Genomic DNA, 19314 nt, shown 5'->3' on the forward strand with positions numbered 1-19314 from the left:
CGGAAGGAATCTCATGGCAGCCACAGCGCGCTTCCCGCTGGAACCCACGCCCATCCATGTCCCCGACGCCGTGCTGGACGACCTCAAGGCACGGCTGCGGCTCACGAGATGGCCCGACGACACGGGCAATCACGACTGGCACTACGGCGTCGGCCGCGGCTACCTCCAGGAACTCGCCGAGCACTGGCTCCATCGCTACGACTGGCGCGAGGCCGAAGCCGCGATCAACGCCTACGAGCACTACCGGGTGAGTATCGAGGGCGTACCGGTCCACTTCATGCGCAGGCCCGGCGTCGGCCCCGACCCCACTCCGCTCATCCTCACGCACGGCTGGCCCTGGACCTTCTGGCACTGGTCCAAGGTCGTCGACCCGCTCGCCGACCCCGCCGCGTTCGGCGGCGACCCGGCCGACGCGTTCGACGTCATCGTCCCCTCCCTGCCCGGCTTCGGCTTCTCCGCCCCGCTGCCGGACCACCCCGACATGAACTTCTGGAAGGTCGCCGACCTCTGGCACACCTTGATGACCGGCACGCTCGGCCATCGGAAGTACGCCGCCGCCGGATGCGACATCGGCGCCCTCGTCACCGGGCAGCTCGGGCACAAGTACGCCGACGAACTGCACGCCATCCATATCGGCTCCGGCCAGAAACTCACCTTCTTCAACGGCGACCGGGCCTGGGACTTCAGCGGCGGCCGGCCGATCCCCGAGGGCCTGCCCGAACCCGTACACCGGCGGCTCGTCTCCCTGGAACGGCGCTTCGCCGTCCATCTGGCCGTCCATGTCCTCGATCCCAGCACCCTCGCCTACGGGCTCTCCGACTCACCGGTCGGCCTGCTCGCCTGGATCCTGGAGCGCTGGGCGAGCTGGAGCGACAACCACGGCGACGTGGAGAACGTCTTCTCCAAGGACGACCTCCTCACCCACGCCATGATCTTCTGGGTGAACAACACCATCGGAACCTCGATGCGCTACTACGCCAACGCCAACCGCTACCCCTGGACTCCCTCCCACGACCGCCGTCCGGTGATCGAGGCGCCCACCGGCATCACCTTCGTCGGCCACGAGAACCCGCCCGGCGTCACCACCACCGAGCAGCGGATCGAGAACTGGAGCTCCAGCGACCGGGCCGACTGGTACAACCACGTCAATCTCACCGCGCACGCGAGCGGCGGCCACTTCATCCCGTGGGAGATCCCCGACGGCTGGGTCGACGACCTGCGCCGCACCTTCCGCGGCCGGCGCTGACCACCGAGGGAGCCGCCCCGACCCCGAGCCACCGGCCCGTGCGCCGCGGCTCAGCGCACCGACGCCGCCGGGGGACGCTCGCGTACGGCGCCGTACGCGAAGAAGTACGCCGGTACCCGGTTCAGCCACGGTGAAGCGGTCAGCGACTCGGTCATCCGCCGCGCCCTGCTGGGACTGCCGAAGGCCGGGCGTCCCGCCAGCACCGGTTCGACGACCCGTGCGTGGGCGATCCGTTGCAGCGTCTGCGCCAAGGCCGCGGTGGGCCACCGCCGGCGCTGGACCGCGCGTACGTCCCGCAGCCCGACCGTGCCCTCGCGCAGCGGCTCGACGAGATACCGCGCGGTGGCCACGGCGTCCTCGACGGCGAGGTTGACGCCGATCCCGAAGACCGGCGACATCGCGTGTGCCGCGTCGCCGATGCACAGCAGCCCGGGGCGGTGCCAGCGCCTGAGGCGGTCGAGCCGTACGTCGAGCAGCTTCACCTCGTCCCATGAACGCAGCGCGTGCACCCGGTCCGCGAGCCACGGGACGGCGGTCGCGAATTCGGCCATGAACCGGTCGAGACCGGCCGCGCGGCGCCTGCCGTCGGATCCCTTGGGGATCAGCGCGGAGCACTGCCAGTACTCCCCGCGGTCGATCGTGACGGCGAGGAGCCGGTCGCCGGCGCTCACCACCAGCCCGCGCGGGTCGCTGTCCCGCCGCGGCAGCCGGAACCACCAGGCGTCCATGGGGCAGGTGAACCGCCGAGGCCTCAGTTCGGGCCGCGACCGCGCCAGCGAGCCCCGCCCGTCGCAGGCCACGGTCAGCGAGGCCCGTAGCTCACCGGTACGGCCTTCGGACGTGCGGTACCGCACCCCCCTGACCCGTCCGCGCTCCACCAGGAAGGACGTGGCCTCGGTGTTCATCCGCAGGGAGAAGGACGGCTCCCGCCCGGCCTCGTCCGCGAGGAGGTTGAGCAGATCCCGCTGCGGCACCATCGCGATGTAGTTGTACGGGGCCCGCAGCGCGCCGATGTTCCCGACGGTGACCAGCGAGCGGTCCGGGCCGAGCGGCAGCTGGATCGTTGTCACCCGCCGCTGCGGCAGCCGGGCGAACCGCTCGGCCAGGCCCAGCTCGTCCAGCAGGGCCAGGGTGGACGGATGCACGGTGTCGCCGCGGAAGTCACGCAGGAAATCGCCGTGCTTCTCCAGGACCGTGACCTCGACACCGGCTCGGGCCAGCAGCAGACCGAGAACCATTCCGGCGGGGCCGCCGCCCACCACACAGCACGTGGTCCGCTCCATCGCGCCCGCTCCCTTCGGTGAGATCACGGGAACCATCACACGGGGACATATAACCCCAAGCCCGGCAGATCCGCCGCACTTCCGGACTTCAGCGCCTGAGTGACTCCGCGTCCCCCATCACCACCACCGGCCTCTTCCCCGGATCCAGCCGGCGCAGCAGCTCCTTCATCCGCCCGCGCGGCAGCGAGACACATCCCTCGGTGGGGCCGCCGTGATCCACATGGAGCCAGATGCCGCCGCCCTTGTCCGCACCGAGCGGGCGGGTCCAGTCCAGCGGTGTGTTGCCCGGTACGCGGTTGTAGTTGATCGCCACGACGTAGTCGAAGGACCCGGCGAGCGGTTCACCCTGGAAACCGGTGCCCGAGACCGAGAAGGCGGGGCCCCGGTCGTACGGGAGTCTCGTGCCCGGATCCGGCAGCAGCCCGCCCGCGTCGGTGAGGCCGAACACACCGATCGGCGTACGCAGATCGCCCCGGTTGTGGTCGTCGGTCCAGCCACGCCTCGCGTTGTGGGTGGGCCATACGTCGGTGACGGGTGCCCAGCCGGTGACCGGGTCGCGCTCGTAGACCAGCACGGTACCGGTGTTGCGGTTCTTGCCCGAGCCGGTCGCCACGACGGCCTGGGTCGTCTCCGGAGGGATGGCGGCGAGGGTCTTCGGGCCGAGTCCGGGTATCTCCTTCGGCTCGGCCGTCCGCGGCCCGTCTGTCCGCGACTCGGAGGTCCGCGGCTCGGGGGCGGACCGGCCGGCGGCGCCACCGAGGGAACCGGCGCCGTCCGTTCCATCGGCACTCTTGCCGTCGACGCCCTTCCCGTCGGCGGTCGTCCCGCCCGGCGGGGATCCTCCGTCGCCCGTCGCGCTCCCGCAGCCGCTGAGCAGCAGGCCTGAAGCGAGCAACGCGGCGGCCAGGCGCGGCCTTCTGCGGACAGATCTGACAGACATGGAGGGACCTTTCGTCATGCGTTCGTCGTACGTTCAGGGGTGCTTGGTGGTGGCGGGAGCGGCAGACCCGGCGGGAGTGGCAGGACCGGCAGGAGCGGCGGAAGTGGGGGCCGCCGGGACTCCGGTGGTGGCGAATTCGGCGCCGGTGATCATCGCGCGGACGTCCGCGACGGTCGCGGGCGCGTCGCCTGCCACGCAGAGGCTGACGGACACCGCCGTATAGGGAGCGAGGGTGCCGCCCAGCAGCCCGCTGTACTCCGTGGTTCCGTGGATCTTCCGGCAGGAGGGCGAGGGATCGTCCGACCTGTACAGCACGGGCGGCTGCTGGATCTTGCTCGCCAGATAGCCGTCGGTCCGCGGAACGAGGATGAGCAACGCACCGCCGCGCTGAAGTGCCCGCACCGGCAGACAGTCCCGCCCGCCTGGATCGGTCCCAAGGTCCGAATCCGAGTCCGAGCCCGGGTCCAAGTCCGGGTCCGGGTCTTGGGACGGATCCAGGTCCAGTCCCTGGGCCGGGCAGGGCGGTTCGTACGCGATGAGCCGCTGCGACGAGGCGAAGCCCCTGGCCTGCGCCTCGTGTCCAAGGTCCGCCGGCGTCTGGAGCGCCTGCCAGTGTTCGGGCAGCCCCAGAGTCAGACCGGCCACCTCGGAGAATCCGACCCGGGTGTCCGGCGCGTTGTCCCGTGTGGCCACCGAGGGGACGGGCGCGGCGGGCCACACCGCTTCCGAGCCGCCGCTCAGCGCGTCGGGCAGGAGGGCGCCCGCCAGCACGAGCCCGGTCACGGCCGCCGCGGCGGCACCCGCCGTACGCCGTCGGCGCCCGGTGCGTACGGCCCGTTCCCGTACCTGACGCAGCCGCCCTTCCGGTGCGGGCAGCCGGGGCACGGCCCGTTCCAGCAGAACACGCAGCTCCCGCTCCTCCGGCTCCCACCGCTCACGCCCGGGTCCGACGTCCCGTCCCCGCCACTCTCTTCGGTCTCCCACGCCTCTGGAACACGTTGGGACGCCGGTCAGGTTGCCTCCGCGGCGGGGAATCTGCCTGCGACCTCGGTCACTGGTCCTGCCGGTCCTCGGACCGACAGGGCTTACCCGCGTCGCCCGTCACGGCCCAAGACTGGAGATCAGCGCTCAACGACTCGACGCTCGATCCCCGAACGAGAGATGTCCCCATGCCCATCACACTCATCACCGGCGGCAACAAGGGGCTCGGCCGGGAGGCCGCCCGCCGTCTCGTCGGCCTCGGCCACACCGTCTACATAGGGGCCCGTGACACCGGACGCGGAAAGGCGGCGGCCGAGGAGATCGGCGCCCGGTTCGTGCGGCTGGACATCACCGACGACGCTTCCGTCGCCGCGGCGGCGGCGCAGCTCGACGAGACGGAGGGCCGGCTCGACGTGCTGGTCAACAACGCGGGTGTCTTCGAGGGCCTGTTGAGGCCCGAGGACATCACCGCCGCCGAGACGCGGTTCGTCTACGACGTGAACGTGTTCGGCGTCGTCCGCACGACTCACGCGTTCCTGCCGCTGCTGCGCGCGTCCGCCGCGCCCGTGATCGTCAACGTCAGCAGCGGTCTCGGTTCGTTCGGAGTGGTGACGGACGCCAGGCGTCACGAATCGGCGTTCGCCAGTCCCGTCTACGGCTCGTCGAAGGCGGCGGTCGGCATGCTCACCGTGCAGTACGCCAAGGCCCTGCCGGATGTACGGGTCAACGCGGTCGACCCGGGCTTCACCGCGACCGATCTCAACGGCAGCACCGGGCCGCAGACCGTCGAGGAGGGCACGGACGCGATCGTACGGCTCGCGACCATCGGTCCGGACGGCCCCACCGGCACCTTCTCCGACCGCGCGGGAGTGCTGCCCTGGTGAGAGATCGCCCTCCGGCTTTCGTGCTCTCGCCGTAGGCAGCAGGCATCCCGCCCCCTCCTGGGAACAACAGGACGTTGCTGGGAGTAACAGAGAGCGTTCCTGGGGGTAACAGGGCCAGGCAGAGAGCATTTCCCGTCGCTACCGTTGATGCCATGGACAGCAGCGACAACCGCATCGGTGAGTACCTCCGTGCCCGGCGCAACCTGGTTCGCCCGCAGGACGTGGGACTGCCGGGCGGTGGTCTGCGTCGCGTACCCGGGCTGCGGCGCGAGGAGGTGGCGATGCTGGCCGGTATCAGCAGCGACTACTACCTCCGGCTGGAACAAGGCCGCGATCATCGTCCCTCGCCGGAGGTTCTCGACGCCCTGGCGCGCGTTCTGCGGCTCGACGCCGAAGCGGTCGCCCATCTGCACCGGCTGGCGCAGCCGGTGCCCCGGAAACGGACGGCACAGAAACCCGAGAGGGTGCCGGCCAGCATTCGCCAGCTGATCGACGGCTGGCCCGACAATCCCGCATATGTGCAGAACAGGTTTCTGGACATACTGGCGGTGAACGCGCCGGCGGCGGCCCTTTCTCCGAACTACGCGCCCGGGGTGAATCTTCTGCGGGCCGTCTTCCTCGATCCCGCGGAGCGTACGTTGCGCAGGGACTGGGAGGAGGTGACGGCGGAGGGGGTCGCCGGTCTGAGAACCCTCGTCGGGCCCGATGTCGACGATCCCCGGCTGGTGGAGCTGGTCGGAGAGCTGTCGGTCCGGAGCGAAAGATTCCGGCAGCTCTGGGGACGCCATGACATACAGCCGAAGAAGGGACGCGTCAGCCGGCTTTCCCATCCACAGGTCGGCGACATGGATCTTCAGTCCAACAAATTCACCATCGGCGGTACGGACGGCCTGATCATGGTGACCTTCAACGCGGAACCCGGCAGCCGGAACGCCGAACTGCTGGCGATATTGGGAAGCCTTACCGCTTACGACGGCACGGCGGCGCAAGGGATTCCGACCACCAACCCGTCTGCGGGCAGCGAAAAGGAATAGTTCGTCCGCGCGTCGCGAGCGGGCGGCGCTTCGGGCGGCGTGACCGTACGACCGTGCGGCGTCGCACGGTCAGGGCCGGACGGGGGGCGTTCACCCTTGCGCGGCCGCCGTGGAGCCGAGGTCGTACGAGGACAGCGGAGTCAGTTCCTGTTCGGCCCACACGGTCTTGCCGTCCGTGGTGTACCGGGTGCCCCGCCGGTGGGACATCTGCGCCACGAGGAAGAGGCCCCGGCCGTCCTCGTCGGTGGTCCTGGCGTGGCGCAGACGCGGAAGGCTGTTGCTGCCGTCGGAGACCTCGCAGGTCAGGAGCTGGTGCCGGATCAGGCGCAGACCGATCGGGCCGGCGGCGTGGCGGATGGCGTTGGTGACCAGTTCGCTGACGATCAGCTCGGTGGTCATCGCCAGATCCTCCAGCCCCCACTCGGCGAGTTGCCCGACGGCCAGGGACCGGGCGGTGCTGACGACGGCGGGATCGGGCGGCAGCTCCCAGGAGGCCGTCTGGGTCGGGCTGAGCGTGCGGGTCCGGGCGAGGAGCAGGGCGACATCGTCGTACGGCGCCGGGGTCTGCAGCGAAGCGACCACGGCCGAGCACAGGTCTCCCAGCGGAAGGCCGGGCTGCGCCAGAACGGCGCTCAGACGGTGCATCCCGGCGTCGATGTCCTGGTCGCGGCTCTCGACGAGGCCGTCGGTGTAGAAGGCGAGCACACTTCCCTCGGGCAGTTCCATCTCCACGGACTCGAAGGGCACCAGTCCGAGGCCGAGCGGGGTTCCCGCGGGAAGGTCGGGGAAGGTGACCCGGCCGTGCGGGTCGACGATCGCGGGCGGCGGATGGCCGGCCCGCGCCATCGTGCAGCGCCGGATGACCGGGTCGTAGACGGCGTACAGACAGGTGGCCCCCAGGACCGCGGTGGCCATGCCTTTGCCGTCGGCGTCCTCCTCGATGAGGCGGATGGCCAGATCGTCGAGGTGGGCCAGCAGTTCGTCGGGCGGCAGGTCCATGTCCGCGAGGGTGTGTACGGCGGTACGGAGCCGGCCCATGGTCGCGGCGGCGTTGATGCCGTGCCCGACCACATCGCCGACGACCAGGGCCACCCTGGCGCCGGACAGCGGGATCACATCGAACCAGTCGCCCCCGGCGCCGTGGCGGCTGTCGGCCGGCAGGTAGTGCGAGGCCACCTCGACGGCGGTCCCGCCGGTGAGGCGCTGCGGGAGCAGGTTGCGCTGGAGCGCGAAGGCCGTGGCGCGTTCGCGGGTGTACCGGTTGGCGTTGTCCAGGGACAGGGCGGCCCGGTTGACGAGTTCCTCGGCGAGGATCAGATCGTCCTGCTCGAACGGCGTCGGGTCGTCCGTACGCGCGAAGAGCGCCACGCCGAGCACCGTGCCGCGCGCGTGGATCGGCACATACATGCAGGAGTGCATCCCGACCTCGTGGATCCTCTCCACCCGTACCGGGTCCTGGCCGAGCCATGACCCGGGAGATGTGTCCACGACCCGTTCCATATGGGACTTCCCGGAGGACAGAACGCGGGTGAAGGGCGAATCCGGCGGGACGAAGACCGCCTCCCCCCGTGCCCACAGGGCCTCGGGGGCACCCGGCCGGACCGATGCCACACCCGCGCGGCAGAACACGGGAATACGGCCGCCCATCGGCCCCAGCCGGGCCAGGGGCTCCTCACCGAGCGGGACCGACTCCGCCAGATCGACGGCGGCGAAGTCGGCGAGGAGCGGCACCGCGAGATCGGCCAGCTCCTGCCCGGTCCGCATGACGTCGAGGGTGCTGCCGATACGTGTGCTGGCCTCGCTGAGGATCGCCAGGCGTTCGCGCGCCTGCTCCCTGCGGGTGACATCCGTCCACATGGCGCACACGCCCAGCGCATGGCCGTCTCCGTCCTCCAGACGGAAGATGGAGACGGAGAACGCGCGTTCCCGGTGCCGGTCCAGCGGCACCCACGCCCGGAACTCCAGGTCCACCACCGGTGTACCGGTGTTCAGCACCCGCCGCATCACCGCCTCGGCCTCCACGGCCTCGGTGATGCCGGGCAGTGACTCCGTCAGCCGGCGCCCGAGCCGCTCCTCGCGGGGGATGCCGTCCTGCAGTTCCAGGGTGTCGTTCACCCAGGTGCAGCGGAGCTCCGGATCGCGGACGATGATCCCGATCGGCGCGCGGGCCAGCAGCGACTCCAGCACCAGCCCCTTCGCCACTCCCGGCGAGACCGCGGCCGTGTCGCTCGCCGAGACCAGCCACTGCGCCGTTCCGTCCGGTCCGGACAGCGGGGAGACCCGCAGGTTCATATCGAGCCTGCGGCCGTCGCGATGGCGGAGCGCCGCGAAACCGGACCAGCCGCCCTGGGCACGGCACCGCTCCGCGAACACCGAAGCCTTCGACGCGTCTCCGTCGGGGAGCAGCATCATCCCGGCGAGCCGGCCCATCACCTCCGCGGCCGGGTAGCCGACCAGCCGCTCAGCGGCCGGCGTCCACCCGATCACGACCCCTTTCGCGTCCAGCACCGCTGTCGCCGTGCCGACCATCCGCACCGCCCCCTGCACGGCGTCGAACGCCATGCGCTCAGTGCTGTCCACCGTGGCCATCCCGCCTACGAGGTGCCTCCCGGACGGCCGGAGTCGCGTCGGCCGTACGGTCGAGCCGGTCAGCCGGCAGCCCACACTCAAAACTCATCATTCCGACGTTAGCATGATTTGTAGACAATATTCAGTACTACATTTGATCACGCTCAAATCCGGACTATCCGGTCTCCTCCGGGCGCCACCCCACCGAACCGATCTAGATATTTATGGGTCGATATGGCCGGGTAGGAGCCAGACGGGGGTAGAGCGCTCCGCCGGGGAACCAAGGAGCCGCAATGGATGAGCATGCCGATGTCATGGGCGAGCCGGGCTTCTGCCTTCCCGCCCCCGCCGTCGCGGTGCTGGACGGACACGGCAGGATCATGGAGTGGTCCGCGGAAGCGGAGCGCCTCGTGGGCATGACCTTCGCGGAGGTGGAAGGCCGGCCGTTCGCCGATCTGCTGGTAGCGCCGCCGGTACGGGCGGCAGACACGGGGCCGGAAGCGCGGGCGGAAGGCACCGGGTCGAAAGCGCGGTCGGCAGACACCGGGCCGGCGGCTGACCCCCGGCCGGAGTCGGGAGGGCCCGCCGCGTCCGGCGCCCACGGCACTCGCGCGGTCCTCGCGCGGTCCGCCCCGGGCAGGGACACGGACGTCTTCCTGTGGTCGTCACCACTGGCCGGCTCCGGAGGCCGCCTCGTACTGCTCGTTCCGCTCAGCCAGGCGCTCGGATGGGGACACGGATTCTCCTTCCTGAACGCGGTGTTCGGGCAGGAACTGGTCGGCATGGCATTCCACGACACCGATCTGACCGTGGTGCGGACGAACATCACCCCGGAGATGTTCGGCGGCCCGCCGCTCACTCCCGGCGACCGGCTGGACGCCGTCCTGCGGGTCGATGACGCGGCGGCGGTCGAGGTGCTGCTGCGGCAGGTCCTGAAAACGGGTACGCCCATCTTCGGGCACGAGTCACAGATGCGCTCCCGGAAGCCCGGTGAGCGTGAGTGGACGTTGTCCCTGAACGTGATGCGGATGGAGAACGCCCGGGGAGAGCCGGCCGGACTCATGGTGTCGGTCGTCGATGTCACCGAGCAGAGCAGGATCCGCCGCCATCGCGATCTGCTGCACCGGTCCGCCAGCCGGCTGGGAATGTCCCTCGACATCACGCGGACCGCGCACGCCCTGACCGACATCGTCACACCCGACCTGGCGAATATCGTCACGGTCGACCTGTCCGAGCCCATCCTGTCCGGCGGCGAACCCCCGCAGGTGTTCGGCGGCGGTGAATCGGACCTGGTCCGCGTCGCGGTCGCCTCCACCGACGGCCCGTGGCCCCCGGAACTGCTCCAGGCCGGCGCCGTCTATCCCGCCCTGCCGCCGAGCCCGGAGTTGCGCCAGTTGCAGAAGAACCGTTCCGTCCGGCTGACCCGGGACAAGGTGATCCACGCGCTGGGGGAAATGGCTCCTCTTCTCGTCCCCCCTGATGCCCACGATCTGGTCGTGACACCGCTCCACGCCAGGGGCCGGGTGCTCGGCTCGATCACGGCGTGGCGCACCCGGCAGCCCGGGGCGTTCGACGACACCGAGATGGAACTGCTCGCGGAGATCGGCTCCCGGGCCGCGCTCGCCATCGACAACGCCCGTCGTTACGCCAGGGAGCACCGTACGGCGATGACCTTGCAGCAACGGCTCCTGCCATGGGCGACCACGGACACCCCGGCGGCCGAGACCACCGCCCTCTACCGGCCGTCCCACGGCGGACACGGCATCAGCGGAGACTGGTTCGACGCCATTCCGCTGCCGTCCCTGCGGGTGGCGCTGGTCGTCGGTGATGTCATCGGGCACGGACTGATCGCCAGCGCCACGATGGGACGGCTGCGTACGGCCATCCAGACCTTCGCCGATCTGGAACTGGATCCCGCGGAGGTCCTCACCCATGTCGACGACCTGGTCCACCGGCTCGCGGCCGAAGCGCCGCCCGCCATGCGCGACGTCGTGGGAGCCACCTGTCTGTACGCGGTCTACGACCCGGTCACCGGCCGGTGCACCCTGGCCAGCGCGGGGCAGCCGCCTCCCGTACTCGTCGGTCCCGAAGGCACAGCCCGGCTGATCGACGTCGACGCCGGACCGCCCCTTGGAGTCGGCGGCGTCCCCTACGAGTCCAGCACCATGGAGATCGAGGCGGGCAGCGTCCTCGCTCTCTACACCGACGGAATACTCGGCCTGGAACCGTATGCCGACGGCGACGGGATACGACGTCTCCAGGACGAGATCGCCGTCCAGACGCGCTCGCACCGGGCGCTGGACGACATCGGACAGGCCGTTCTCGGCGACGTCCACGGGGGACCGTCACGCGACGACGTCACCTTGCTGCTCTCCCGTATGCGACGACTGCCGAAGGACAGTATGCGGAGCTGGGCGTTCCCGGCGGATCTGAACGCGGTCTCCGAGGCTCGCGCCGTGGCCGGGCACCAGCTGGCGGCCTGGAAGCTGGCCGGTGTCGCCTTCACCACGGAACTCGTGGTGAGTGAACTCGTGACCAACGCCATCCGCTACGCGGGCGGACCGGTGGAACTGCGGCTGATCCGGGACCAGTCCCTGATCTGCGAGGTCACCGATCCGAGCAACACACAGCCTCGGCTGGTACGGGCCGGCGACACCGACGAAGGCGGACGCGGACTGTTCATCGTGGCCCAGTGCACCACCCGCTGGGGCTGTCGCTACGGGCGCAGTGGCAAGACCATCTGGGCCGAACTGCCGCTCGTGGAGCGGGCGACCGGTCCGCCGGCCTCCTAGAGCCTCTCGTTTGGACCGTGCTGGGCTACGAGCAGATCAGCGCCGGTCTTGAGACGGTGCCGGGGCCGTGCCGGGGCCGTGCCGGGCTCAGTCGACGGCGTCGCTCAGCAGCTCACAGAGTTTCAGTGCCGCCGGCAGCGGGGCAGCGGGCAGCGCCACATGGACGGTCCGGCGCAGGGCCGGGTCGCTGAGGCGGCGCAGGACGAGTTCGCCGGGGACCGCCCGCGCGGCCAGCGAGGGGACCAGCGCCACCCCCAGCCCGGCGGCCGCGTAGCCGAACTTCCCGGACCACTCCGCGATCCGGATGATCTTCCTGGGGGTGAAGCCCGCCCGCGCGCAGGCGTCGGCGAGCATCGTGGGACGGTCGCCGTACGCGTTGTGGATCCACGCCTCGTCGCGCAGTTCACGCAGGTCGACCGTCCCGGCTCCGGCCAGGCGGTGCCCGCGCGGGAGGGCGACGAACAGCTCGTCCTCACAGAGCACGGTCGTCGTGACACCGTCGGCCGACGGCAGACCGGACGGGTAGTCACTGACGACGGCGAGGTCCAGCGCCCCGTCCGCGAGGCGCTCCATCAGCGTGTCGGTCGGGCCTTCCACCGCGACGACCTCGACATCCGGCCTCGCGTTCTGGAGCGTCCGCAGGGCGGCGGGCACCAACGAGATGTTGGCGGTGGCGAACGCGCCCATGTGCAGCAGTCCGCCGTGCCCGGCGTGCAGCACGGCCAGCTCCCGCTCCGCCCGCGACAGCCGGTCCAGTACCTCCGTCGCGTGCCGGTGCAGCGCGCGGCCTGCGGGATTCAGCCGTACGCCTCGGGGAAGCCGGTCGAACAGCGGTCCGCCCGCCTGCTGTTCCAGCGCGGCGATCCGTCGGGACACCGCGGACTGCGTGTAGTTGAGCCGGACCGCCGCTCTGGTGAACGATCCGGTCTCCGCCACGGCCACGAGGAGCCGAAGCGCGTCGCTCTCGAACACGTTCCTCCCGCCTCCACGTTCCTTCTCCGCCCATCACCATCTTCGCCCAACCCATTCATCACGCGCATGGGTTCCATGCGATTCAGTCGCTGGTGGAATGCCTTGTCCCGTCCTAACGTCGTTCACGCGGCAGGGCTCCCCGGGGGGACGGGCTCCGCCGCTCCAAAGGCCGATGAGATCCGAGGGGGAAGTGTGTTGTCACGAAGGGGAATTGAGAGGGGACGGGACCGGTGACCCGGTCCGGTGTGCTCGCGTTGCCGGCGATGCTGGCCGATCTGGAGGAGCTCGTGCTCTGCGAGTCCTTCTCGAACGACCACGCGGCGGTGGCGCGCAGCGCGGAGGTGGTCGGCGCCCAGGGGGCAAGGCTGCTGGGGGCGGAGCCGGAGACGGTCGTGATCGACGGTGTGACCCATCTGCGGTGGGCCTTCGGCACCCCGCGGGTCCTGCTGATGGGACATCACGACACGGTGTGGCCCCTGGGCTCGCTCCGGCACCACCCCTGGTCGGTGGCCGACGGGATCGCCCGCGGCCCGGGAGTCCTGGACATGAAGGCGGGTCTGGTGCAGATGTTCCACGCACTGGCCTCCCTGCCCTCCCCGGACGGGGTGTGCGTCCTGGTCAACGGGGACGAGGAAGTCGGCTCCGCGACCTCCCGGCAGCTGATCGAGGAGACCGCGCGGGGCTGCGTGGCCGCCTTTGTGCTGGAGGCGTCGGGTGACGAGAAGGGTGCGCTCAAGACCGCCCGGAAGGGCACGTCGCGGTACGAGGTCGTGGTGCGCGGCAGGGCCGCGCACGCGGGTCTCGAACCCCAGAAGGGGGTCAATGCGGCGGTCGAGGCCGCTCACCAGGTGCTCTCCATCGCCGGCCTCGGGGCCTCGGCGGATGCCGTCGGTGCCGCCCACTCCGCCCTTGGCCTCGCCACCGTCACGCCCACCCTGCTGTCGGCCGGCAGTACACGCAACACGGTTCCCGCGCTGGCGCGCGTCTCGGTGGATGTGCGGGCGCCGACCGCGGCGGCACAGGACCGTATCGACGAGCTGATGCGGGGGCTCACCGCCCGGACGCCCGGCGCCCGGCTGGAGGTGCTGGGCGGCAGGCAGCGGCCGCCCATGGAACCGGAGTCGTCCGCCGAACTCTTCGCCCTCACCTCCCGGCTCGCGGCGGAACTGGGCCAGGAGCCGCCGCGGGGGATCGCCGTCGGCGGCGCCTCGGACGGCAACTACACCGCCGCTGCGGGCTGTCCGACACTGGACGGCCTGGGCGCCGTGGGCGGTGGCGCTCACGCGGACACCGAGTACGTCGAGGTGGCGCGGATGGTCCCCCGCGCCCATCTGCTCGCTCAACTCATCACCCGGACCCGGCGATGGCCCCACCGTGACCGGCGTGGCTCCGCGTAGAGCACGGCCGGGGCTTCAGCGCAGATCCGAATCCGCCCGCGGCGCGGGGGTGTCGTCGAGGAAGCCGCCCGACTGACGCTGCCACAGCTTCGCGTAGGCGCCCTCCGACGCGAGCAGTTCCTGGTGCGTGCCCTGCTCGATGATCCGGCCGCGGTCCAGGACCACGAGCCGGTCCATGGTGGCGACCGTGCTCAGCCTGTGCGCCACCACGAGCGCCGTCCGCCCGTCCATGAGCCGCCACAGCGCCTCCTGGACGAGGGTCTCGCTCTCGGAGTCCAGGGCGCTGGTCGCCTCGTCGAGCAGCAGGATCGGCGCGTCGCGCAGGATCGCCCTGGCGAGGGCGACCCGCTGGCGCTGTCCGCCGGACAGCTTGACACCACGCTCGCCGACCATGGTGTCGAAGCCGTCCGGCAGCGCGTCGGCGAACTCCGTGACATGCGCCGCCTCGGACGCGCGGCGGATCTCGGCCTCCGTGGCGTCCGGCCGGGCGAACGCGATGTTGTCCCGCAGCGTGCGGTGGAACATCGCCGGGTCCTGGGGTACGTAGGCGATCATGCGGCGCAGGTCGGCCTGGCGCAGCCTGCTGATGTCCTGACCCCCGATCAGGATCCGGCCGGAGTCGATGTCCGTCATCCGCAGCAGCAGCCGGCTGAGCGTGGTCTTGCCTCCGCCGGACCGGCCGACCAGGCCGATCTTCGCCCCGCTGTGCACGGCCAGGTCGAGGCCCTCGAAGAGAGGCTCCGCGCCCGCGTGGGCGAAGGTCACCTGCTCGAAGCGGACATCGGCGCTCCGGGACAGCAGCGGTTCCGGCGACTCAGGGTCGAGCACGGTCGACGGTGTCAGCAGCAGTTCGGTGAACTGAGCGGCCTCCGTCATCGAGCTCTCCAGACGGCGGTAGATCTGGTTGAACTCGAACATGATCCGTGTCGCGTTGCTGTAGTAGGTGAAGGCGAGAACGACCGCTTCCACGCCGTGCTCACCCCCGCCGAGAGCGACCGCGAGCAGCAGGCCCATCGCGTTGGTCAGTACGGACATCGGCGCGACCAGCGTGTCGATGCGCAGATTGCCGTAGTCCCACGAACGCAGCGTGAGCCGCCGCGACTCCGCGACGCGGGACTGGTGCTCGGCGGCCTCGCGGTCCTCGGCGGCGAAGGCCCGAACCGTGTCCATGTTCATCAGGCTGTCGGCGACATGGCCCGACACCCGGGCGATCGCCTCCTCGCGCTGGTCGACGAGCGCTTGGCGGCGACGGATGAGGGGGGCCACGCACAGCCCCGTCAGCGCGATCATCGTCAGGAGCCCGACGACGAGCAGCGGTTCGTAGCGCCAGAGCACCACCGACCCGAACACCAGCGGTACGAGACTGCCCACGACCGAGAACGTCAGGGTGTCGACGAACTCCTCGAAGCGGGAGGCGAAGCTCAGAACCCGTTTGGTCAGCGACCCGGCGAAGTTGTCGTGGAAGAACGCGGCGTCCTTGGCGAACAGCTCGTCCATTCCGATCACGTACAGGTGCTCGATACCGAGGGCGTCGAGACGGTTCAGGAAGTGCAGACCGATACGCCACAGCGTCTCCGCGAGGAGCAGCACGACGGCGAAGCCGAGGACGTAGGGCAGTGTCGAGCCGATGGTGATGCCGGTGTCGCCGGCGATCCGGCCGACAAGCTTCGCGACGACCAGCGGCGCGATGTAGTTGATGCCGATGTTGCCCAGCGCCGGCAACAGCATCGCGGGCACGGTCACCAGCCGGAGCCGGGCCAGCTCCCGTCCGTAGTAACGAAGTGCGAGAAGCACCGGGCCCCTGCCCGGCACCTCACCCGATTCAGGAGATCCCATACCAACCCTGTGTGGTCGTGCGGCAGCCCGCCACGTGCCTCTGCGGGGAGAAGCCGTCGTCTCACTGGCCGCGCGGAGCTTCGGTCCGAGTAAGTGCCCTCGCCCGTTGGTCCTGGGACGGGCGGGGCACGGTGGCAGACCCCCCACGCGGCTCGCGGCGACGCGTAAGCGCGAGTACGGGGAGGCCAGGTCAAGATCCTGAGTGTCCCGTGACAGCGCCCGCGCGGTCCACGCGTTTTTCTCGGCCAACGGCAACCCGCGTACGGAGGGGACGGTCCGGCCCGGGAGGCGTGGTGCGGGACCCGCGGTCGAGATATCCGGCGGTCAGTGCGATGGCCAGGCCCGCCGTGGCGAGTACGGCGCCGACGAGAGCGGTCGACATCCAGCCCCAGCCCGCGGCGACACCCGCTCCCGCCAGCCAGACACCCCCGGCGTTGGCGAGGTTGAAGGCGGAGTGGTTGGAGGCCGCGGAGAGAGTGGGGGCGTCTGCGGCGTAGCGGATCACCATGGTCTGCAGGGGTGCTGTCATGAGGAAGCCGGTCGCCCCGAGGACGACGACCATGGGCAGCGCGATCCAGACGATGTGCGCGGTGAAGTGGAAGACGGTCAGCGCGAGGGCGAGACCGGCGAGACCGGCGTAGGCGGTGGGGCGTGCCGCGCGGTCGGTGAGAGGACCGGCCGCGGCGACACCGATGGTCATACCGACGCCGGCCAGCGCCAGTACCCACAGGACGGAGCTTTCGCCCAGCCCCATCACATGGGTCGTGATGGAGGAGAGGTAGGCGTAGACGGCGAAGACACCTGCGAAGCCGAACACGGCCGTGGCGAGGCCGAGCAGGACCTGCGGTTTGCGCAGGGCGCGCAGTTCGCGGCGCAGGCTCTGTCCGGGTTCGACGGGCTGGTAGGGGATCAGCAGGGCCAGGCCGGCGACGGCGACGACGCCGATGGCGGTGACGACGAGGAAGGTGGCGCGCCAGCCGAGGTCCTGGCCGAGCAGGGTGGCGGCGGGAACGCCGATGATGTTGGCGGTCGTCAGACCGAGCAGGATGGTGGCGATGGCCCGGCCTTCGCGCCCTTTGGGGGCGAGACGCGCCGCGACGACGGAGCCCGCTCCGAAGAAGGCGCCGTGGGGCAGGCCGGATATGAAGCGTCCCGCCAGGGCCCAGCCGAAGTCCGGCGACAGCGCGGAGAGCAGATTGCCCGCCACGAAGACGCTCATAAGGAGTATGAGCAGGTGTTTGCGGGCCATGCGTACACCGATGACGGCGAGCAGGGGCGCCCCGATGACGACGCCGAGGGCGTAGGCGGAGACCAGGTTGCCGGCGGTGGGGACGCTGGTGTGCAGATCGGCCGCCACATCGGGCAGCAGGCCCATGGTGACGAATTCGGTGGTGCCGATACCGAAGGCGCTGAGGGCCAGGGCGAAGAGGGCCAGTGGCACGGGCGTGGCCTTTCAACAGTTCGTGTGAGTGGTGTGGGGTCCGCCCTTGGACGGGGGTGCCCCTTGGACGGCCATGGCCAGGTGTGCACCGCCCAGGGCCAGGTCCAGGTGTTCCCGGGGTTCAGCCGATGGCGGGACGGCCGCCGACCACATCGAGGACGGCGCCGGTGATGTAGCTGGCGCGGTCGGAGGCGAGGAAGACGACGGCTTCGGCGACTTCCTCCGGTTCGGCGAGACGGCGCATGGCGGTCGTGTCGGCCACGGCCTTGAGAGTGGCCGCGTCCATGTCGTCGGTGCCCGGCGTGCGGGTGGGACCGGGTGCGACGGCGTTGACGCGGACGCCCCGCTCCGCGTACTCGGCGGCCCAGACCTCGGTGAGCTGCTCAAGGGCGGCCTTGGAGGCGGAGTACATCCCGGTGCCGCGCGTGACCACGGACGCGGCCATGGTGCTGATGTTCACGATGGATCCGCGTCCGCGCCTGGCCATGCCGGGGGCCAGGGCGCGAACGAGGACATAGGGGGCCTTGGTGTTGAGGTCCATATGGAGGTCGAACAGTGCGTCGGTCATTCCGGATGTGGGCAGGAACTTGTAGACGCCGGCGTTGTTGATGAGCACATCGATGTCACCGGCTTCCTCGGCCAGGCGCAGGACGTCCGAGGTGTCGGCGAGGTCGGCCCGGACGAAGCGCGCGGCTCCCCCCGCCTTCTCGATCTCCGCGACGACATCGGCTCCACGCTCGGCGTCACGCCCATGGACGACGACCTCGGCCCCCTCCTGCGCGAGCTGTACGGCCACGGCGCGGCCGATGCCCGCGGTGGCGCCGGTGACGAGAGCGGTGAGTCCGGACATTCCCATGGTCAGGTTCCCTTTCGGTCTGCGATTCGGTCTGCGAGGACGGACGTATGCCGTCCCGGCGGGCAGCCGACGGCTCCGGCCACGCATCCACAGGCAGCACCCTACTTCAATGTAGGACCCTGTCATGTATGCCAGCAGCGACTCATTGAAGGTTCCTTCAACTTTCGGAGGGAACGGAGGAGGGCGACGCCCTTATTCCCGGTGGCCGGACCGCGTGCGGTCGGAGATCAAGCGCCGCACGCGACCGGGCCGACGGTGCCAGGAGCCCGGACTGTCGGTGCCTGTCGTGATCACGCGAGAAAAGGAGGGCTCCGTCGGGGCGGTGTCACCCGACGGAGCCCTCCTTCGGTGCCGCAAACCGATACGTCAGGCCTCGGCGGTGGCCGTGACCTCGGGGGCGAGCCGCGCGACGCGGTCGAGGAGTTCCACGAGCCTGCGATAGTCCTCGTCCGACATGGCCTCGCGCAGTCCGCGCTCGACCCGCTCGGAGAAGCCGCTCGCCGCGGCGGCGCGCTCGACACCGGCCGGGGTGAGCGAGACCAGCATGACCCGTCCATGGTCCGGCGAGCTGTGCCGCTCGACCAGACCCTTGGTCTCCAGGTTCTTGACGATGCCGGTCATCGTCTGCGAGGTGACCAGCGCCTCACGGGAAAGCTGGGTGCAGGACTTGGCGACCCCTCCGACGAGATACCCGAGGACCTTGCACTGCGGCTCGGTCAGATCCAGATCGCGAACGCCGTGCGCTTTGCGGGCGATGATCGCCTGCTCGGCGCGCTTCAGGTGAAAACTGAGCATGCTTCCCGGAACGACCCCCGCAGACGGGACACCGGCCGTCACGCGGCTGTTCTTCATCTCCGCCATCGCTGCTCGGCCGCCTCTCTGGATCTCGGCCCTACAGCATAACGCTTCACAGATGAAGGACCCTGAACAGTCACAGGCCACTCCGGCGCTCGCCCGGCAGGCGTCCGCAGCTGACGCACGTGCGTCGCGATGTCGCCGCAGGGGTCGGCGGGGGCCGGACCGGGAACTCCGGCAGGTGACGGTCCGTTACGAACGAGGAGAACCCGGCACCGGGTCGGAATCG

14 protein-coding genes are annotated in these 19314 nt (G+C 70.5%); 5 read left to right on the forward strand and 9 right to left on the reverse strand.

Annotated features, from left to right (window positions below; all coding sequences use genetic code 11):
• Window positions 1–13 precede the first annotated feature (13 nt).
• Window positions 14–1246 (forward strand): epoxide hydrolase, encoded by a 1233-nt coding sequence (locus OG214_RS03015; protein ID WP_363083964.1) that lies wholly within the window; start codon window positions 14–16, stop codon window positions 1244–1246.
• Window positions 1247–1296: 50 nt separating this feature from the next.
• On the opposite strand, the gene OG214_RS03020 is transcribed toward OG214_RS03015, so the two are convergent.
• The 3 genes from OG214_RS03020 to OG214_RS03030 form a co-directional block, all read right to left on the reverse strand.
• A complete protein-coding gene (locus tag OG214_RS03020; RefSeq protein WP_363083963.1) occupies window positions 1297–2529 on the reverse strand; it encodes an FAD-dependent oxidoreductase in 1233 nt (410 codons plus the stop codon).
• Window positions 2530–2617: 88 nt separating this feature from the next.
• A complete protein-coding gene (locus tag OG214_RS03025; RefSeq protein ID WP_363083962.1) occupies window positions 2618–3469 on the reverse strand; it encodes a L,D-transpeptidase family protein in 852 nt (283 codons plus the stop codon).
• Between the two features lie 33 nt (window positions 3470–3502).
• Window positions 3503–4453 (reverse strand): hypothetical protein, encoded by a 951-nt coding sequence (locus OG214_RS03030; RefSeq protein WP_363083961.1) that lies wholly within the window; start codon window positions 4451–4453, stop codon window positions 3503–3505.
• A gap of 185 nt (window positions 4454–4638) precedes the next feature.
• Here OG214_RS03030 and OG214_RS03035 point away from each other — a divergent pair, with 185 nt between their 5' ends.
• Both OG214_RS03035 and OG214_RS03040 read left to right on the forward strand, forming a co-directional pair.
• The gene (locus OG214_RS03035) at window positions 4639–5334 is read left to right on the forward strand and encodes an SDR family NAD(P)-dependent oxidoreductase (protein WP_363083960.1); all 696 of its coding nucleotides are present in this window, start codon (window positions 4639–4641) and stop codon (window positions 5332–5334) included.
• Between the two features lie 152 nt (window positions 5335–5486).
• Window positions 5487–6368 (forward strand): helix-turn-helix transcriptional regulator, encoded by an 882-nt coding sequence (locus OG214_RS03040; protein ID WP_363083959.1) that lies wholly within the window; start codon window positions 5487–5489, stop codon window positions 6366–6368.
• Between the two features lie 90 nt (window positions 6369–6458).
• Here the strand turns inward: OG214_RS03040 and OG214_RS03045 are convergent, their stop codons facing one another.
• On the reverse strand, window positions 6459–8957 hold the full coding sequence (locus tag OG214_RS03045; RefSeq protein ID WP_405983668.1) for a SpoIIE family protein phosphatase: 2499 nt from the start codon (window positions 8955–8957) through the stop codon (window positions 6459–6461).
• 272 nt (window positions 8958–9229) lie between these two features.
• Here OG214_RS03045 and OG214_RS03050 point away from each other — a divergent pair, with 272 nt between their 5' ends.
• Window positions 9230–11728: a SpoIIE family protein phosphatase gene (locus OG214_RS03050; protein WP_405983669.1), complete on the forward strand. Its 2499-nt coding sequence runs from the start codon at window positions 9230–9232 to the stop codon at window positions 11726–11728.
• An 87-nt stretch (window positions 11729–11815) separates the two neighbouring features.
• Here OG214_RS03050 and OG214_RS03055 read toward each other — a convergent pair whose 3' ends face one another.
• On the reverse strand, window positions 11816–12700 hold the full coding sequence (locus tag OG214_RS03055; RefSeq protein WP_405983670.1) for a LysR family transcriptional regulator: 885 nt from the start codon (window positions 12698–12700) through the stop codon (window positions 11816–11818).
• A 263-nt stretch (window positions 12701–12963) separates the two neighbouring features.
• Here OG214_RS03055 and OG214_RS03060 point away from each other — a divergent pair, with 263 nt between their 5' ends.
• Window positions 12964–14097: a M20 family metallopeptidase gene (locus tag OG214_RS03060; protein WP_405987413.1), complete on the forward strand. Its 1134-nt coding sequence runs from the start codon at window positions 12964–12966 to the stop codon at window positions 14095–14097.
• Window positions 14098–14112: 15 nt separating this feature from the next.
• On the opposite strand, the gene OG214_RS03065 is transcribed toward OG214_RS03060, so the two are convergent.
• From OG214_RS03065 to OG214_RS03080, 4 genes are all read right to left on the reverse strand, one after another.
• Window positions 14113–15933, reverse strand: a complete 1821-nt coding sequence (locus tag OG214_RS03065; protein WP_405983671.1) for an ABC transporter ATP-binding protein — start codon at window positions 15931–15933, stop codon at window positions 14113–14115.
• Between the two features lie 190 nt (window positions 15934–16123).
• Complete coding sequence (locus tag OG214_RS03070; RefSeq protein ID WP_405983672.1) at window positions 16124–17374, reverse strand: MFS transporter; 1251 nt, start codon at window positions 17372–17374, stop codon at window positions 16124–16126.
• Between the two features lie 121 nt (window positions 17375–17495).
• Window positions 17496–18230: an SDR family NAD(P)-dependent oxidoreductase gene (locus OG214_RS03075; RefSeq protein ID WP_405983673.1), complete on the reverse strand. Its 735-nt coding sequence runs from the start codon at window positions 18228–18230 to the stop codon at window positions 17496–17498.
• Window positions 18231–18596: 366 nt separating this feature from the next.
• The gene (locus tag OG214_RS03080; RefSeq protein WP_405983674.1) at window positions 18597–19025 is read right to left on the reverse strand and encodes a MarR family winged helix-turn-helix transcriptional regulator; all 429 of its coding nucleotides are present in this window, start codon (window positions 19023–19025) and stop codon (window positions 18597–18599) included.
• Window positions 19026–19314 lie beyond the last annotated feature (289 nt).

It is taken from the genome of Streptomyces sp. NBC_00872 (genome assembly GCF_045161915.1).
In the GTDB taxonomy this organism is placed as follows: domain Bacteria; phylum Actinomycetota; class Actinomycetes; order Streptomycetales; family Streptomycetaceae; genus Streptomyces.

Coding starts and splice junctions, on each gene's coding strand:
- OG214_RS03015 (WP_363083964.1), top strand. CDS start 14: ATGGCAGCCACAGCGCGCTTCCCGCTGGAACCCACGCCCATCCATGTC.
- OG214_RS03020 (WP_363083963.1), bottom strand. CDS start 2,529: ATGGAGCGGACCACGTGCTGTGTGGTGGGCGGCGGCCCCGCCGGAATG.
- OG214_RS03025 (WP_363083962.1), bottom strand. CDS start 3,469: ATGTCTGTCAGATCTGTCCGCAGAAGGCCGCGCCTGGCCGCCGCGTTG.
- OG214_RS03035 (WP_363083960.1), top strand. CDS start 4,639: ATGCCCATCACACTCATCACCGGCGGCAACAAGGGGCTCGGCCGGGAG.
- OG214_RS03040 (WP_363083959.1), top strand. CDS start 5,487: ATGGACAGCAGCGACAACCGCATCGGTGAGTACCTCCGTGCCCGGCGC.
- OG214_RS03045 (WP_405983668.1), bottom strand. CDS start 8,957: ATGGCCACGGTGGACAGCACTGAGCGCATGGCGTTCGACGCCGTGCAG.
- OG214_RS03050 (WP_405983669.1), top strand. CDS start 9,230: ATGGATGAGCATGCCGATGTCATGGGCGAGCCGGGCTTCTGCCTTCCC.
- OG214_RS03060 (WP_405987413.1), top strand. CDS start 12,964: ATGCTGGCCGATCTGGAGGAGCTCGTGCTCTGCGAGTCCTTCTCGAAC.
- OG214_RS03065 (WP_405983671.1), bottom strand. CDS start 15,933: ATGGGATCTCCTGAATCGGGTGAGGTGCCGGGCAGGGGCCCGGTGCTT.
- OG214_RS03075 (WP_405983673.1), bottom strand. CDS start 18,230: ATGGGAATGTCCGGACTCACCGCTCTCGTCACCGGCGCCACCGCGGGC.
- OG214_RS03080 (WP_405983674.1), bottom strand. CDS start 19,025: ATGCTCAGTTTTCACCTGAAGCGCGCCGAGCAGGCGATCATCGCCCGC.